The sequence below is a fragment of the Sphaerisporangium sp. TRM90804 genome (assembly GCF_029846175.1).
GTDB lineage: Bacteria > Actinomycetota > Actinomycetes > Streptosporangiales > Streptosporangiaceae > Sphaerisporangium.
Map to the genome: position 1 here is coordinate 1 of NZ_JARWAC010000006.1, position 15908 is coordinate 15908.

General features: G+C 71.6%; 14 protein-coding genes. 8 read left to right on the plus strand and 6 right to left on the minus strand.

What is annotated here, in order from left to right; translation table 11 throughout:
• From PYR91_RS06755 to hutI, 4 genes are all read right to left on the minus strand, one after another.
• The coding region (locus PYR91_RS06755) for a hypothetical protein (protein ID WP_279778279.1) at nucleotides 1-228 on the minus strand (228 nt) is incomplete at its 3' end.
• A 381-nt stretch (nucleotides 229-609) separates the two neighbouring features.
• Nucleotides 610-1413, minus strand: coding sequence for a ComEA family DNA-binding protein (locus PYR91_RS06760; protein ID WP_279778280.1), 804 nt, complete (start codon nucleotides 1411-1413; stop codon nucleotides 610-612).
• Between the two features lie 550 nt (nucleotides 1414-1963).
• Nucleotides 1964-2845, minus strand: coding sequence for a DegV family protein (locus tag PYR91_RS06765; protein WP_279778281.1), 882 nt, complete (start codon nucleotides 2843-2845; stop codon nucleotides 1964-1966).
• A gap of 99 nt (nucleotides 2846-2944) precedes the next feature.
• The gene (gene hutI / locus PYR91_RS06770) at nucleotides 2945-4153 is read right to left on the minus strand and encodes an imidazolonepropionase (protein ID WP_279778282.1); all 1209 of its coding nucleotides are present in this window, start codon (nucleotides 4151-4153) and stop codon (nucleotides 2945-2947) included.
• Between the two features lie 619 nt (nucleotides 4154-4772).
• Here hutI and PYR91_RS06775 point away from each other — a divergent pair.
• The 6 genes from PYR91_RS06775 to PYR91_RS06800 are packed head-to-tail and all read left to right on the plus strand — an operon-like array spanning nucleotide 4773 to nucleotide 10368.
• Nucleotides 4773-5630 (plus strand): STAS domain-containing protein, encoded by an 858-nt coding sequence (locus PYR91_RS06775; protein WP_279778483.1) that lies wholly within the window; start codon nucleotides 4773-4775, stop codon nucleotides 5628-5630.
• Nucleotides 5630-6016: an STAS domain-containing protein gene (locus tag PYR91_RS06780; RefSeq protein WP_279778283.1), complete on the plus strand. Its 387-nt coding sequence runs from the start codon at nucleotides 5630-5632 to the stop codon at nucleotides 6014-6016. The genes PYR91_RS06775 and PYR91_RS06780 overlap by 1 nt, the downstream gene beginning before the upstream one ends.
• Entirely contained in the window at nucleotides 6013-6432 is a 420-nt protein-coding gene (locus tag PYR91_RS06785; RefSeq protein WP_279778284.1) for an ATP-binding protein, read from the plus strand. Before PYR91_RS06780 ends, PYR91_RS06785 begins: the two co-directional genes overlap by 4 nt.
• Entirely contained in the window at nucleotides 6420-7427 is a 1008-nt protein-coding gene (locus tag PYR91_RS06790) for an ATP-binding protein/SpoIIE family protein phosphatase (RefSeq protein ID WP_279778285.1), read from the plus strand. Before PYR91_RS06785 ends, PYR91_RS06790 begins: the two co-directional genes overlap by 13 nt.
• Nucleotides 7427-8794, plus strand: a complete 1368-nt coding sequence (locus tag PYR91_RS06795) for a sensor histidine kinase (RefSeq protein WP_279778286.1) — start codon at nucleotides 7427-7429, stop codon at nucleotides 8792-8794. The genes PYR91_RS06790 and PYR91_RS06795 overlap by 1 nt, the downstream gene beginning before the upstream one ends.
• Nucleotides 8791-10368: a fused response regulator/phosphatase gene (locus PYR91_RS06800; RefSeq protein WP_279778288.1), complete on the plus strand. Its 1578-nt coding sequence runs from the start codon at nucleotides 8791-8793 to the stop codon at nucleotides 10366-10368. The genes PYR91_RS06795 and PYR91_RS06800 overlap by 4 nt, the downstream gene beginning before the upstream one ends.
• Before the next feature lie 43 nt (nucleotides 10369-10411).
• On the opposite strand, the gene hflX is transcribed toward PYR91_RS06800, so the two are convergent.
• Nucleotides 10412-11818, minus strand: coding sequence for a GTPase HflX (hflX, locus tag PYR91_RS06805; protein WP_279778289.1), 1407 nt, complete (start codon nucleotides 11816-11818; stop codon nucleotides 10412-10414).
• Between the two features lie 166 nt (nucleotides 11819-11984).
• The gene (locus PYR91_RS06810; RefSeq protein ID WP_279778291.1) at nucleotides 11985-12680 is read right to left on the minus strand and encodes a DUF4097 family beta strand repeat-containing protein; all 696 of its coding nucleotides are present in this window, start codon (nucleotides 12678-12680) and stop codon (nucleotides 11985-11987) included.
• 158 nt (nucleotides 12681-12838) lie between these two features.
• Here PYR91_RS06810 and aceB point away from each other — a divergent pair, with 158 nt between their 5' ends.
• Entirely contained in the window at nucleotides 12839-14443 is a 1605-nt protein-coding gene (aceB, locus tag PYR91_RS06815; RefSeq protein WP_279778292.1) for a malate synthase A, read from the plus strand.
• On the plus strand, nucleotides 14440-15894 hold the full coding sequence (locus PYR91_RS06820; RefSeq protein ID WP_279778293.1) for an FAD-linked oxidase C-terminal domain-containing protein: 1455 nt from the start codon (nucleotides 14440-14442) through the stop codon (nucleotides 15892-15894). Before aceB ends, PYR91_RS06820 begins: the two co-directional genes overlap by 4 nt.
• Nucleotides 15895-15908 lie beyond the last annotated feature (14 nt).

Here is a 15908-nt window from a genome sequence, read left to right on the forward strand (position 1 = left end):
GTCATGGAAGCCCCGGCCGATACCAGGAACGCGGTGATCGAGGACCTGACCGATGCCGGGGACGCCGTCATGGAAGCCCCGGCCGATACCAGGAACGCGGTGGTGAAAGGCGAGCACGGCCATCGCGGCGAGCGCCGCGAGGGCGGTGGCGAGTGCGGCGACGGCGGGCAGCCCCAGCAAGACGGAGGCCGTCGCCCACACGGCGCCCGCCGGCGCCAGGAGCCCCATCGACCGCGCCCCACCCCCGCGCCCGCCGTCGCCTCCACCCGCCCCCCACCCACCGTCCCGCCCACCATCGCCCCGTCGCGAACTCCGCCCGACATCACCCCTTCGAGCACCCCGCCCGGCATCCCGTGCGCCCTCGCCCGCTCTAACAGCATGCTCACCATCACCTTCTGGGCCATCCCGCTCCGCGTCGCCACCTCGGCCACTCCACCCGGCATCGCCCTTCTCGAACACTCCGCCGGCATCCCGGACGCTCTCGCACGCTCTGACATCTCGTTCGCCATCGCCCCCTCGGGAATCGCGTCCGCCTTCGCCCTGTTGGAGGTCCACTCGTCAGCCCTTTCACCGGTCGTCATGGAGGCCCTGGGGGTCGGGGGAACCGGGTCATACGCGGACCCGGGCGCGGAGCTCGGCGTACTTGCGGTCGCCTATGCCGGTTACTTCGCGGAGCTGGTCGACGCTTGTGAAGCCGCCGTGGCTCTGGCGGAACTCCGTGATGCGGCCGGCGAGGACCTCGCCGACTCCGGGGAGCGTCTCCAGTTCGGCGGTGGTGGCGGCGTTGAGGTCGACGACGGTTGCCTGGCCGGGGACGGTCACCGGTGCGGGGGCCGCGACGGTGCCGGCGGGGGCTCCGACGACGATCTGCTCGCCGTCGACGAGGCGGCGGGCCAGGTTGAGCCCTCCGGCCTTGGCACCGGCACGCATGCCGCCGGCCGCCGTCACGGCGTCGGCGATGCGCGCGCCGCCGGGCAGGGTGATCAGGCCGGGCTTGCGGACCTTGCCGGTGACATGGACGATGACCTGCACTGACGGCGAAGGCGTGGCGGCGGCCGAGGGTGGGAGCGGCACGCTCACCGGGACCGGCGGGGGCAGCGGCTCGGAGACCGGACGGGACCGCCATGCGAAGAAGCCACCCACCAGCACGGCCACCAGCCCGAGCACCAGCAGCACCCGCAGCCCCGGGCGTCCGGGGTCGAGAAGCGGCACCTGCCCGGCCAGCGCCTCGGCCACCCGGTCGCGCAGCGAAAGCAGCGGACGCGGGCCTTCGCCCCCCTCACCCGGCCGCTCGCCCCCCGCCCCGGCCCCGGGACTGAGCCGGTGGACCCTGAAATCACTCGACCGTTCGGGCCACGTGCTCTGGCGGTCGTGCTCCCGCAGGGGCCCGTCGAGCCCTTCATGCGATGACACCCCCGACCCGGGATCGAACTGCGGCCCGCCCGACCTGCCATCCCTTACCACCTGCCACCTCGGCCCCGTCGGCGCCGTATCGGCTGAGGCCTCCAGGTCGGCCTCGAGATCCGTCGCGTTCGGCCCGCCACCATTGAGCGCCCGCCACCGTGATCGGGGGGCTCCATCAGGCGGGACGTGCTGGGAATGAGGCCGGGCGCTTCGGACGGCGTCGCGGCGAGGCTGGGGGATTCGGTGGGTGGCCCGCCCGGGTTGCGGAATCGCCGGGGCGGGATCGGGAGGATCGGGGCGGTCGACGAGTCTGAGACGGGATTCGGCGACTTCGCCTTCTGGGGGACCGCTGGTTCTGCGCACGGGCGTGACATTAGGAGGGTCACGCCCGGCGGAAATCGGCGAACGCCGTTCTGTGGATAACGGCGAGCGCGGTCACCGGGGGGCGGGTCGCAGGCTTGGCGATCGCCAGGCGCCCAGGCCCCTGAGGAAGATCGCCACGCACCCAGGGAGGGCCAAGGCCCGCGAAGGCTGGGGAGCGGCTTGAACGGGCGGACCCTCAGGAGGAGGGAGTGGCAGGGCCGTTGGTGGGGGTGAGGCTGGGGGTGAGGGTGACACCCAGCATGCCGGGGCCTACATGGACGCCTACGGCGGCGCCTACCTCGACGACGCGGAGCCTCACCAGGTGGGGGATGCGGTTGGACAGGTGACCGGCGAGCGTGCGGGCACGGGCGGGCGCCTGCAGGTGGTGGACGGCCACGTCGACCGGGCGGTTGCCGGACGCCCGCACCGCGAGGTCCTCCAGTCGGGCGATCGCACGTCCCGTGGTGCGCACCTTCTCCAGCGGCGCGATCGTGCCGTTGGTGATGTGCAGCAGCGGCTTGATCGACAGCGCCGACCCGAGAAGGGTGGCCGCGGCTCCGATGCGCCCTCCCCGGCGCAGGTGCTCCAGGGTGTCCACGTAGAAGTAGGTGCGTGTCACCTCGGCGCAGGCGCGGGCCACCGCGACGACCTCCTCGCGGGTGGCGCCCCTGCGCGCGGCCTCGGCGGCGGCGAGCACCGGGAACCCGAGCCCCATCGCCAGCGAGCCGCTGTCGACGACGTCCACGGGCACCGGCGCCTCGGCCGCCGCGATGCGGGCGGACTCCACCGTGCCCGACATGGCCTCGGAGAGGTGGATGGAGACCACCCCCACCGCGCCGCGCGCCGCGGCCAGCTCGTAGGCGTCGGCGAAGCGGGGCGGGCCCGGCCGCGAGGTGGAGACCGGGGACCAGGCGCCCAGCGCGGCCGCCACTCCCCCCGCGTCGATCTGCACGACGTCGTCAAGCGTGCGGCCGCCGACCACCACCTGGATGGGGATCACGACGATGCCCAGCCGCTCGGTCTCCTCGGATTCGAGATAGGCGGTGGAATCGGTTACCACGGCGACCGCTTGCGACATGTCCCGAATCGTACCCGTAGCGTGACCGCTCCCTCCCGGAGAGGGATGATCGCCTGACAGTTGTCACTTATCGGACGGACGGCCGGAAAACGGGAGGGGCTACTGGACCGGGGTGCCACCGCGCCACACGCGGCGCGGCTTGAGACCGAAGGCCCAGGCGAAGGCGCCCTCGTGGTCGGCGTCCCACTGGACGATGTCGGCCAGGCGGCCGGGGGCGAGCACGCCGCGGTCGGGAGCGCCCAGCACGGTGGCGCCGCCGAGGGTGGCGGCGCGCAGGGCGTCGCCCACGCTGATGCCGAAGGCGGCGACGGCCAGGCTGATCACCAGGGACATCGAGGTGATTCCGCAGTGGCCGGGGTTGTGGTCGCTGCCGAGGGCGACGGTGACACCCTGGGAGAGCATGCGGCGGACCGGCGGGACCGTGCCGAGCTGCATGGCGGTGCCCGGGCAGACGACGGCGGGCACGCCGTACCTGGCGAGGAGCGCGATGTCCTCGTCGGTGGCGTTGTGCAGGAGATCGGCCGAGGCGCAGCCGAGCTCCGCGGCGAGCTGAACCGCGCCACGGCGCTTGTGGGCACCCGCGTGGACGCGGGGCTGGAGGCCGACGTTGCGGCCGGAGGCCAGGACCCAGCGGGCCTCGTCGGTGGTGAAGTGGCCGTCGTCGCAGTAGACGTCGACGCTGTCGGCGCCGGCCGCCGCGGCGTCGGCGCACCAGGAGCCGACCGCCTCGACGTAGTCGCGCTGGCGGCCGAAGTACTCCGGCGGCACCACGTGGGCCGCGAGGAAGGTGACGTGCACCCGCGGCATCATGGGCTCCTTCTCGAGCTCACGAAGCAGGCGGACGTCGGCCAGCTCGCCGTCGCGGGTGAGGTGGTAGCCGGTCTTGGCCTCCACCGTGGTGGTGCCGTTGAGCAGCCAGTCGCGCAGGCGCTCGCGGACGCCGTTGCACAAGGTCCACGGGTCGGTGCCTCGCGTGACCGTGACGGTGGACGCGATGCCGCCGCCCGCGGCGGTGATGGCGCTCGGCGTGGAGCCGCCGGAGCGCATGGCCATCTCGGCCCAGCGGTTGCCCGCGTAGACGGGGTGGGTGTGCGCGTCGATGAGGCCGGGCGTCACGAGGGCGCCGCCGAGGTTCTCGACGTGGTCGACGTCGACGATGTCGTCCACGACTCCGGGCACGCTCTGCGGGAGGTCGGCCGCGCGGCCGACCCAGGCGATGCGATCGTTGTGCACGAGGATCGCGGCGTTGCTGCAGACGTCGTTGCCCGTCCAGAGCCGTCCGATGTTGGTGAGCAGCCGAACCGTCATGGCATCACCGCCCCGCCGATGGCTGTGGAGACGCCCGGCGACGCCATCGGAGCCCAGCTCACGCCGGGCGCCACGCCCGCTGGGTCCGCCAGGTTTCCGGACGTCATTGGGGGGTCTCCTGATCTCATCCGCACTGGTGTGCGATGACGGTACCGCCCGGATCTTGGCCAGGCGATTTCAGTTCAGTTACGTTATTTCACAGGTCGGCTCGCTGTACAGGGTTATTGAGAAGAACGCCGGTTCGTCTCGCCCCGCTTGGGCGGACCACCTTCAGCCTGTCACGCCGAAACTCCGTCCCCGGGCGACGCCTCACACCGGCCAGCCCCTGCAACAGCAGCAGTCACATCTGTCGCCACGGCGAAACCAGCACCAGAATGTCTCGTTAGGGTTTGCATATCGTAGCAATAATCGGCCCGCGCGGGCCACAGCGCTTTTCCTGCGCTTATGCGAAGTTTCCTCCGCCACCGCGCGTCTGCGCCGTTTGAGCCCCTTCATTCCAGCCGGGCTCCGGCCCCCGGCCGGTCAGGCGGAATGATCTTCAACTGACTCGGTGTAGCCTGCCTGATGAGAACGACTTTGCTTGTCGAAACATAGGGTTGGCCCGGGAGTTGCCTTGACCGTGCAGGAGAATACCAGCAAGCGTCACATCGAGGAGCTGCTGCGCGGCAAAGAGGAGGAGATCCTCAAGCGCTGGGTGGAGATCTCAAGCCGGCCGCTCCGCGGACGCCTGAACGAGACCCAGACCGCCAAGGAGCTGCGCGAGATATACCGGGCGCTCCTGCGCTCCTTCGACCACGCCGACGGCGCCACGGAGCTGCGCGCCCTGCTCGCCGAACTGTCCCGGTCGCGCGCCCAGCAGGGGTTCACTCCCGGCGAGACCGCGATGGCGGTCTTCGGGCTGAAGGACGCCGTGTCCGAGCTCGTCGAGGCCGAGGCCGGCGTCGAGGCCCTTCGCGGTTTCCTCTGGCTGTCCAGCACGATCGACGGCCTGGGGCTGTACACCTTCGAGGCCTACACGACCGCCCGCGAGAAGATCATCGCCGACCAGGCGGAGGAGCTGCTGGAGCTGTCGACCCCCGTGGTCAAGCTCTGGGAGGGCATCGTGGCCGTCCCCCTGGTGGGCACGCTCGACTCGGCGCGCACCCAGGTCGTCATGGAGAAGCTGCTGCAGACCCTGGTCGACACCGGCTCCGAGTACGCGGTGATCGACATCACCGGCGTCCCGGCCGTCGACACCCAGGTGGCCCAGCACCTGCTGAAGACCGTGATGGCCGCCCGGCTGATGGGCGCCAACTGCGTCATCTCCGGCATCCGCCCTCAGATCGCCCACACGATCGTCACGCTCGGCATCGAGTTCGGCGACATCATCACCAAGGCCACGCTCGCCGACGCCCTGGCGTACGCGCTGCGCAAGAGCGGGGTCGAGGTCGTCGGCAGGAGACAGACCCGCGTCGCCGTGCGCACCGAGGAGAGCTGATGGAGCGCGTCCCCATCCTGAAGATCGGCGACGTCCTCCTGGTGTCCATCCAGGGCGACCTCGACGACCAGGCGGTGCTGACACTCCAGGAGGACCTGGCGGAGAAGGTCGTCACCACCAGCGCGGTCGGCGTGATCATCGACATCACGTCGGTCGAGATCGTCGACTCCTTCGTGGGGCGCATGCTCTCGACGATCGCCGGTATGGCCCGCATGCTCGACGCCGAGACGATCGTCGTCGGCATGCGCCCCGCCGTGGCGATCACGCTCGTGGAGCTCGGCCTCACCCTGGGCGGCCTGCGCACCGCGCTCGATCTGGAGAAGGGCATCGCCCTTCTGGGCCGCGCGAACGAGTCCGCGGAGACGCTCACAGCGGTCGCGAAGTGAGTCAGCCGCCCGTGGTGGACACCGCGGAGGAGCTCGCCATCACCTCGAACGACCAGGTCGTGATCGTGCGTCAGAAGGTGCGCTCGACCGCCATCGACCTCGGCCTGTCCCTCATCGACCAGACCAAGGTCGTCACGGCCGCCAGCGAGCTGGCCAGGAACACGCTCGTGCACGCCGGAGGCGGGCGGGCGCGCATCGAGATCGTCCAGGCCGGCCTCCGCCGGGGGCTGCGCCTGGTGTTCAGCGACGAGGGCCCGGGCATCTCCGACCTGAAGCTCGCGCTCACCGACGGCTGGAGCAGCGGCGGCGGCCTCGGCCTGGGCCTCAGCGGCAGCCGCCGGCTGGTCGACGAGTTCATCCTCGACTCCGAGCCCGGCCGCGGAACCATCGTGACGGTGACGAAATGGACGCGCTGAGCCCCAGCCGTCAGGACGTCTGGCTGCACATCGAGGACGCCAGCGCCATCGGCGCGGCGCGCAGGATCGCCGTCGCCCTCGCCCGCGAGGGCGGTTTCGACGAGGAGCACACCGGCCAGATCGCCGTCGCCGTCAGCGAGGCCGCGAGCAACCTCGTCAAGCACGCCAGCGCCGGCATGATGCTGCTGCGCACCCACCCCGCCTCCTCCGCCACCATCGAGATCATCTCGCTGGACACCGGCCCCGGCATGGCCGACGTGGCCGCCCCCGCCCGCGACGGCTTCTCCACCGCCGGCACCCTGGGCATCGGGCTCGGGGCGATGATCCGCCTGGCCGACCCCTGCGACATCCACTCCGCCCCCGGGCGCGGCACGGTGGTCAGCATGCACTTCACGGCCAGGAACGCGGCGCCCGCCGGCGACCGCTCCTGCGGGCTGTACCGCCCGGTCGGGGAGGAGATGGTCTGCGGGGACGCCTTCGCCGTCGAGGACACCGGCGAGACGATCACGGCGATCGTCTGCGACGGGCTGGGGCACGGCATCGCCGCCGCCGAGGCCTCCAGGGAGGCCGTGAGCGTGTTCCGCGCCGATCCCGCCGCGTCCCCCTCCGCCATCGTCCGCAACGTCCACGAGGCGCTCGGCCGCACGCGCGGCGGGGCCGTCGCGGTGGTCCGCGTCGACCGGGCCGCGAGCGCGGTCACCTACTCCGGCGTGGGCAACATCTCGGGGTGGATCGTCCACTCGGCCGGCCGCCAGGGGCTGGTGTCGGTCCCCGGCATCGCCGGGCACAAGGCCAGGAACCTCCGGGAGTACACCTACACCCTGCCCCCGCACGCCGTCGTCGTCATGCACTCCGACGGTCTCACCGAGCGGTGGGACCTCGCCGCCTACCCGGGCCTGCTGGCCCACTCGACCCACGTCATCGCCGGCACCCTGCTGCGCGACTGGGCGGTCCGGCGCGACGACGCGTGTGTGCTGGCCCTACGGGCGGCGTGATGACCGAGCACCTCGTCACCATCGTGGTGCGCGACGACCGCGACGTCTTCGCGGTGCGCCGGCTGGGCCGTGAGGTGGCCGAGGCGGTGGGCCTCGACGATCTCGACCGCATCCGCGTCGGCACCGCGCTGAGCGAGGTCGGCCGCGAGATCGTCGCTGGAGCCCGCGACGCCGAGGTCACGTTCCGGCTCAACGGCCCCAACGTGCTCGTGGTGAGCATCGACTACTCCCCCGGCGCCGGCGGCATAGCGCCCGCCGGGGTGACGCTCGCCGGCCGTCTGATGGACATGGTCGACCACGACACCGACCGGCGCACCATCACCATGAGCAAGCGCGTCACCGGCGGGCGCCCGCCCGACAGCGCCTCCCTGGCCGAGATCCGCGAGCGGCTCGGGGAGCCGATCCCCGAAGGCATGCTGGAGGAGCTGCGCCAGCAGAACCGCGAGCTGGCCGCGGCCCTGGAGGACGCCCAGGAGCAACGCGAGCGGCTGCTGCACCTCAACGCCGAGCTGGAGGAGACGAACCAGGGCGTGCTGGCCCTGTACAACCAGCTCTCGGAGGAGCTGGAGGAGACCAACCGGGGCGTGGTGGCGCTCTACGCCGAGCTGGACGAGAAGTCGGCCCAGCTCCGCGAGGCCAGCGAGGCCAAGAACCGGTTCTGGGCGACGATCAGCCACGAGCTGCGCACCCCGCTCAACTCGGTGATCGGCCTGGTGCGGCTGCTGCTCGGCCCGGGCGGGGAGGATCTGAGCGAGGAGCAGCACCTGCAGGTCGAGCTGATCGGCGACTCCGCGCGCACGCTGCTCGCCCTGGTGTCGGAGCTGCTCGACATGGCCAAGGCCGAGTCGGGCCTGCTGACGCCGCAGTTCGCGCCCGTCGACCTTCCGGCGCTCGCCGACGGGCTGCGCCTCACGCTGCGCCCCACCAGCGGCAGCGAGGGCCTGCGCCTCACCGTCGACGTCTCCCAGGGCCCGGCCGTCGTGACCACCGACGAGGTGCTGCTCACGCGCATCCTGCGCAACCTGCTCTCCAACGCGCTGAAGTTCACCGCCTCCGGCGAGGTGAGCCTCAAGGCGGGCATCGAGGACGACACGGTGCTGTTCGTCGTCACCGACACCGGCATCGGCATCCCCGAGCAGTACCAGCACCGCGTGTTCGAGGAGTTCTACCAGGTGCCCGGCACACTGAAGGCTGACGCGCGGGGCACCGGCCTGGGGCTGCCGTATGCCCGCCGGCTCGCCGAGGCGCTGGGCGGAACGCTGACGCTGGCGAGCACGCCCGGCGAGGGCACGACGGTGACGGTGCGCCTGCCTCCGGCCCCAGTCGCCGCGGCGGACGGCCCGGGGAGTATCAAAGAGGGACGATGACCGATAACTCCAGCACTATCCTCGTGGTGGATGACACGCCGACCAAGCGCTACATCCTGGGGAGCTGGCTGCGTCGCGCGGGCCACGAGGTGGTGGACGCGACCTGCGGCGAGGAAGCGCTGCGGCTCGTCCGCACGCTCTCGCCCGACCTGGTCGTCCTCGACGTCCGGCTGCCCGACATCAGCGGTTACGAGGTGTGCGAGCGCATCAAGGCGGATCCCGTCACGACCGCGATCCCGGTGATCCAGATCTCCGCGCACGCGATCTCGGTGACCGACCGCACGCGCGGCCTCGACCGGGGCGCGGACGCCTACATGGTGGAGCCGATCGAACCTGAGGAGTTCATCGCCACCGTGCGGGCGGCGCTGCGGTACTACAACGCCCGCCAGCGCGCCGAACGCATGGCGCAGCGGTTGCGGCAGCTCACCGAGGTCACCCTGGAGATCAACTCCGCCATCACGCTGGACGAGCTGCTGCGTGTGGCGGTCCAGGGCACCGCCACCATCCTGGGGCGCCGCAGCGGCGCGCTGGCCATCGGGGTCGACGGGCGGATCCGCCGGTACACCGTGCTGGTGCCGGGTGAGAGGGCGACGTCCCTGGCCGCCCCGCAGGAGACGCTGGTCAAGATCACTAGCATGGTGCTCGGGGACGCCGCGGGCACCGCCGAGTTCTCGCTGCCGCTGTCGTCCTGGCTGGAGCTGCTGCCCGACCCCCGCACCCGCGGCGAGTCCTCCGGCGTCGTCTCGCGCACCAAGGCGGGACGCCCTCCGGTCTATCTCGGCGTCGAGAGCACCGACCCGCTCGACCCCGACGAGCTCGACATGCTCAAGCAGCTCGGCCAGGCCCTGGCGCTCGCGGTCGACGCGCTGCGCGCCTACGCCGAGGAGCACCTGATCGCGCTCACCCTGCAGCGCAGCTTCCTGCCGTCGCGCATCCCCGTCGTCCCGGGGCTGGAGGTCGCGGTGCGCTACCAGCCGACCGTCGACAACGTGGAGGTCGGCGGCGACTTCTACGACGCGATCCCGCTCGGCGACCGCCTGCTGGTGGCCATCGGCGACGTGCAGGGGCACTCGCTCTACGCGGCCACGGTCATGGCGGAGCTGCGCCACGGCCTGCGCGCCCTGGCCGTCGTCGGCGCCGACCTGGGCAGGATCATGGGGCGGCTCAACGACATGCTCCGCCGCGACCACCCCAACATGACGGCCACCATCTGCCTGATGCTGATCGACCCGGTCAGCGGCGAGGTCGAGATGACCAACGCCGGCCACATCCCGCCGGTGATCGTCAGCGACGGCAAGGCGCGCTACCTCGGCTGGGGCAACCTGCTCATCGGCGCGGCGTCGGAGATCTACCGCGTCGACCGGTTCTTCCTGCCGGAACGGTGCGCGGTCCTGCTGTTCACCGACGGCCTGATCGAAGACCGCTACATTCCGCTCGACCGGAGCATGGAGGTCGTCCGCCAGATGGCGACCGCGTTCGACAAGGACCCCGAGGTGTTCTGCGACCGGCTGATCGACCACTTCGGGGCCAGGGAGGACGACGTCGCGGTGGTCGCCCTGCGCCGCACGCGCTGACGCCCCGCCCGGCGTGGCCGGGCGGGGCGTCGAGGCGGGTGGGTCAGACGGTCTCGACCGGCTTGGCGACGCGCTCCAGCTCGGCGTAGAGGCCGGCCGGCACGCGGGCGTGCAGCACGGTGCCGTCGGGCGTGTGGTCGACGGAGACCACCTCGCCCTCCTGGTGCGCCCGTGCCACCAGGTCGCCGCGGTCGTAGGGCACGAGCAGGTGCACCTCGTGGTCGAGCCGCGGCAGCTCGCGCTGGATGACGTCGATGAGCTCCTCGATGCCGGCGCCGGTGCGCGCGGAGACGACCACGCTGCGCCGCTCGCGCGTCGCCAGCCTGGCCAGCACGACGGGGTCGGCGAGATCGGCCTTGTTGATCACGATGAGCTCGGGGATGCCGGAGGCGCCCTCGATGTCGGCCAGCACCTCGCGGACCGCCGCGATCTGCGACTCGGGGTCGGGGTGCGAGCCGTCCACGACGTGGACGATGAGATCGGCGTCGCCGACCTCCTCCAGCGTGGAGCGGAACGCCTCGACGAGCTGGTGCGGCAGGTGCCGGACGAACCCGACGGTGTCGGCGAGCGTGAACAGCCTGCCGTCGGGCGTGCGGGCCTGGCGCACGGTGGGGTCGAGCGTGGCGAACAGAGCGTCCTCCACCAGCACTCCGGCGCCGGTGAGCCGGTTCAGCAGCGACGACTTGCCGGCGTTGGTGTAACCGGCGATCGCCACCGACGGCACCTCACGCCGCGTGCGCTTGGACCGCATGGTCTCCCGGGCGACGGACATGCCGCCGATCTGCCTGCGCAGCTTGGCCATGCGCTCGCGGATGCGCCTGCGGTCGAGCTCGATCTTCGTCTCACCGGGGCCGCGGCCGCCGATGCCGACGCCGCCGGCCGCCCGGCCGCCGACCTGGCGCGACAGGTTGCCGCCCCAGCCGCGCAGGCGCGGCAGCAGATAGCTGAGCTGGGCCAGCTCGACCTGCGCCTTGCCCTCGCGGCTCTTCGCGTGCTGGGCGAAGATGTCGAGGATCAGCGCCGTGCGGTCGATGACCTTGACCTTGACGACCTCTTCGAGCTGGCGGAGCTGGCCGGGGGTCAGCTCGCCGTCGCAGATCACGGTGTCGGCGCCCGTGGACTCCACGATGTCGCGCAGTTCGACGGCCTTGCCGGAGCCGATGTAGGTGGCGGTGTCGGGACGCTGGCGCCGCTGGATCAGACCTTCCAGCACCTCCGAGCCCGCGGTCTCCGCCAGCAGCTTCAGCTCCTGCAGGGAGTTCTCGGCGTCGGTCAGGGTGCCGGTGGTCCAGACGCCGACGAGGACGACCCGCTCCAGCCGCAGCTGCCGGTACTCGACCTCGGTGATGTCCTGCAGCTCCGTCGACAGGCCCGCCACGCGCCGGAGCGCCTGCCGCTCTTCGAGCTCGTAGTCGCCGTTTGCCGCGTACTCGCCTGGCTCGTTGTACATGTACGTCATCTCTGTGGCTATTTCGCGCTCCTAGGCGCTCGTGGGTTCACCGCTTCGCAACAGTTCAACACGGGGACCCCTGCGGTGTCTTCCCCGATGGTGCCACGGCGGCCATCGGGATTCACCTCTTTATCCCCCACCTCGCCCGCGCGTCTCCGGGGAGCGCTCAGACCTTGAGCACCTTCGCGTCGCCCGACCCGGTCTTGACGACGATGCGCCGCGGGGCGGACTCGTCGGTGGTGACCTCGACCTGCCGGCTGCCCGAACCCGTGCTGGTGGTGACGTGGTAGGTGCCCTGCGGCACCCACACGGCGCCCGTGCCCGAGCCGGTGCCCACCTTGACGTCGTCGGGCGTGGTGGTGAAGCGGAGCTCGACGTCGCCCGAACCGGTCTCGGCGATCGCGCGCTTGCCGCCCAGGCCGTTGGCGTCGATCGCCCCGGACCCGGCCTTGGCGTGGACCTCCCCCGACAGGGCCCTCAGGGTGATGTCCCCCGAGCCGCTGTCCGCGTTGACCCGCAGGCCGCGCGGGACCTCGACCCGGTAGTCGACGCCGCATCCCCAGTCGTTCTCGCCGCAGTTGTAGTCGAGCAGCAGCGTGCCGCCGTCGACCGGGTGCCGCGTGACCGGCTTGTCGCCCTTCCAGTGCATCGTCTCGACCACCTTCACCGAGGAGCGCGAGGACTCGGAGACGACGATGGTGCCCGACCCGCTCTTGACGTGCAGCACGCCGAGCGTGCCGGTGACGTCGTAGGTCTTGGTCTCCTCCTTGGTGGGGGAGGCGATGTGCTGAAGGCCGCAGCCGCTGAGGATGAGGCCTGCGCCGAGCACGGCTCCCGCGGCGATGAGGGGTGTCTTCGTCATGTCTTGAGCGTGGCCCGTGTGACGGCCCGGGCCCATCGGGGAAGGCCCCGAGTGGGCCCTGGCCCGACCCTCAGGGTCGGGGGGCGTTGACCCCTGAGTCGGCCATGAAGTAGCGTCGATTCCGCGATTCAGAACTGAGTTTCCGCAGAATGGAAACCATGGAGAGGACGGCCATGGACGGCGTCGAGATCAAGGGCCCCATGCTCGCGGGCTTCGACCAGATCCTCACCCCCGAGGCGCTGGCCTTCACCGCCGCCCTGCAGCGTGAGTTCGACGGGCGCCGGCGCGAGCTGCTGGAGGCCCGGCGGGCCCGCCAGGCGAAGCTGTCCGCCGGAGGCACGCTCGACTTCCCGCCCGAGACCGCGTCCGTACGCGAGGACGACGGCTGGCGGGTCGCCGAGCCCGCGCCCGGCCTGGTCGACCGCAGGGTCGAGATCACCGGCCCGGTCGACCGGAAGATGACGATCAACGCGCTCAACTCCGGCGCCAAGGTGTGGCTCGCCGACTTCGAGGACGCAAACTCCCCGCTGTGGGAGAACGTCGTCAACGGCCAGCTCAATCTGCGCGACGCCCTCGACCGCGAGATCGACTTCGAGGCGGGCGGCAAGAGCTACACGCTGCGTCCCGACGACGAGCTGGCCACCGTCGTGGTCCGCCCGAGGGGCTGGCACCTCACCGAGAAGCACGTGGAGGTCGACGGCGCCCCCTTCTCCGCCTCGATCTTCGACTTCGGCCTGTACTTCTTCCACTGCGCGGACCGCCAGATCGCCAAGGGCCGCGGGCCCTACTTCTACCTGCCCAAGATCGAGTCGCACCTGGAGGCCCGCCTCTGGAACGACGTGTTCGTGCGTGCGCAGGAGCTCCTGGGCATCCCGCACGGCACGATCAGGGCCACCGTCCTCATCGAGACCTACCCGGCCGCGTTCGAGATGGAGGAGATCCTCTACGAGCTGCGCGACCACTCGGCGGGGCTCAACGCCGGCCGCTGGGACTACCTCTTCAGCGTGATCAAGTCGTTCCGCACCCGGGGCCGGGAGTTCCTGCTTCCCGAGCGCAACGCGGTGACCATGACGGCCCCCTTCATGCGCGCCTACACCGAGCTGCTGGTGCGCACCTGCCACCGGCGCGGGGCGCACGCGATCGGCGGCATGGCGGCGTTCATCCCCTCGCGCCGCGACCCCGAGGTCAACAAGGTCGCGCTGGAGAAGGTGCGCGCCGACAAGTCCCGCGAGTCCGGCGACGGGTTCGACGGCTCGTGGGTGGCCCACCCCGACCTGGTGCCGATCTGCCGTGAGGTGTTCGACTCCGTGCTCGGCGAGCGGCCCAACCAGCTCGACCGGCTCCGCGAGGACGTCTCGGTGTCGGCCGGCGACCTGCTGGCCGTCTCCAGGACGCCCGGGGACATCACCGAGACCGGCCTGCGCAACAACGTGGACGTCGCCCTGCGCTACCTGGCCGCCTGGATGGGCGGCACCGGCGCCGCCGCCATCCACAACCTCATGGAGGACGCCGCGACCGCCGAGATCTCCCGCTCGCAGATCTGGCAGTGGATCCACAACGACATCAAGCTGGCCGACACCGGCGAGGTGGTCACCAGGGAGCTGGTCGAGCGGGTGATCTCCGAGGAGCTGGCCGCCGTCCGCGAGGAGCCGGGCTACGACGCGGCGCTGTTCGAGCAGGCAGCCGAGCTGTTCAAGGAGGTCGCCCTGGACGACGACTTCGCCGACTTCCTCACCCTGCCCGCCTACGCCCGCATGCCGTGACACCCGCACTGGCCGAGCTGTCCGGCCTCCTCCCCTCCCTGCTGGGCCCCGACGCGGTGATCACCGACCCGGTGCGGCTGCGCACCTACGAGTGCGACGGGCTGACCTACCACCGGGCGACGCCGGCGATCGTGGTGCTGCCGGAGACCGCCGAGCAGGTGGCGGCCGTCGTCACCGAGTGCGTGCGCACCGGCACGCCGTTCGTGGCCCGGGGCTCGGGCACCGGCCTGTCCGGCGGCGCCCTGCCACGCACCGACGGCGTGCTGATCGTCACCTCGCGCATGCGCCGGGTGCTGTCGGTGGACGCCGGGAACCGGCGCGCGGTCGTGGAGCCGGGGGTGACCAACCTGGCGATCACCGAGGCGGCGCGGCCGTACGGCTACTACTACGCCCCCGACCCCTCCAGCCAGCAGATCTGCTCGATCGGCGGCAACGTCGCCGAGAACTCCGGCGGCGCGCACTGCCTGAAGTACGGCTTCACGGTCAACCACGTCCTGGCCGTCGAGCTGGTCACCCCGGACGGCGAGATCGTGTGGCTCGACACCATGGATCCCGGTTACGACCTGCTCGGGGCCTTCATCGGCTCGGAGGGCACGCTCGGCATCGCCACGAAGATCGTCGTGCGGCTCACGCGGGCGCCCGAGGTGGTGACCACGCTCCTGGCCGCCTTCCCCGACGTCGAGTCCGGCGGGGTGGCCGTGTCGGCGATCATCGCGGCCGGCATCGTGCCCGCCGCGATCGAGATGATGGACGCGCTGGCGATCGAGGCCGCCGAGGCCGCGGTGCGCTGCGACTACCCGGCCGGGGCCGGGGCGGTGCTCATCGTCGAGCTCGACGGGCCGGGCGCCGAGGTGGCCGGCCAGTTCGCGCGGGTCGAGGCCATCTGCCGCGACAGCGGGGCCTTCGAGCTGCGCGTCGCCGACGACCCCGACCGCCGGGCGGCGATCTGGAAGGGCCGCCGGTCGGCGTTCGCGGCGGTGGGCCGCATCAGCCCCGCATACCTCGTGCAGGACGGCGTGGTGCCGAGGACGGCACTGCCCGCCGTATTGGCCGGCATCGAGGAGCTGTCGGCGCGGTACGGGGTGCGCGTGGCCAACGTCTTCCACGCCGGCGACGGCAACCTGCACCCGCTGGTGCTGTTCGACGACCGTGAGGAGGGCGCGGGCGAGCGCGCGGAGCAGGTGTCCGCCGAGATCCTCGACCTGTGCCTGGCGCACGGCGGGTCGATCACCGGGGAGCACGGCGTCGGCGTGGACAAGTCCCGGTACATGCCGAAGATGTTCACCGCCGAAGACCTGGACACCATGCAGCTCGTGCGGTGCGCCTTCGACCCCCGGGGGCTGTCCAACCCCGGCAAGATCTTCCCCACGCCCCGGCTCTGCGGCGAGGCGCCGGGCGTGCGCAAGGGCCCGCACCCCCTGGTGGCCTCCGGAGAGGTGGACCTGTTCTGATGCTCCCGTCTCCC

Excerpts from the sequence above, each read along its gene's own strand:
- PYR91_RS06790 (WP_279778285.1), top strand. The coding sequence starts at position 6,420 with ATGGACGCGCTGAGCCCCAGCCGTCAGGACGTCTGGCTGCACATCGAG.
- PYR91_RS06765 (WP_279778281.1), bottom strand. The coding sequence starts at position 2,845 with ATGTCGCAAGCGGTCGCCGTGGTAACCGATTCCACCGCCTATCTCGAA.
- PYR91_RS06780 (WP_279778283.1), top strand. The coding sequence starts at position 5,630 with ATGGAGCGCGTCCCCATCCTGAAGATCGGCGACGTCCTCCTGGTGTCC.
- PYR91_RS06795 (WP_279778286.1), top strand. The coding sequence starts at position 7,427 with ATGACCGAGCACCTCGTCACCATCGTGGTGCGCGACGACCGCGACGTC.
- aceB (WP_279778292.1), top strand. The coding sequence starts at position 12,839 with ATGGAGAGGACGGCCATGGACGGCGTCGAGATCAAGGGCCCCATGCTC.
- PYR91_RS06800 (WP_279778288.1), top strand. The coding sequence starts at position 8,791 with ATGACCGATAACTCCAGCACTATCCTCGTGGTGGATGACACGCCGACC.
- PYR91_RS06810 (WP_279778291.1), bottom strand. The coding sequence starts at position 12,680 with ATGACGAAGACACCCCTCATCGCCGCGGGAGCCGTGCTCGGCGCAGGC.
- hutI (WP_279778282.1), bottom strand. The coding sequence starts at position 4,153 with ATGACGGTTCGGCTGCTCACCAACATCGGACGGCTCTGGACGGGCAAC.
- hflX (WP_279778289.1), bottom strand. The coding sequence starts at position 11,818 with ATGTACAACGAGCCAGGCGAGTACGCGGCAAACGGCGACTACGAGCTC.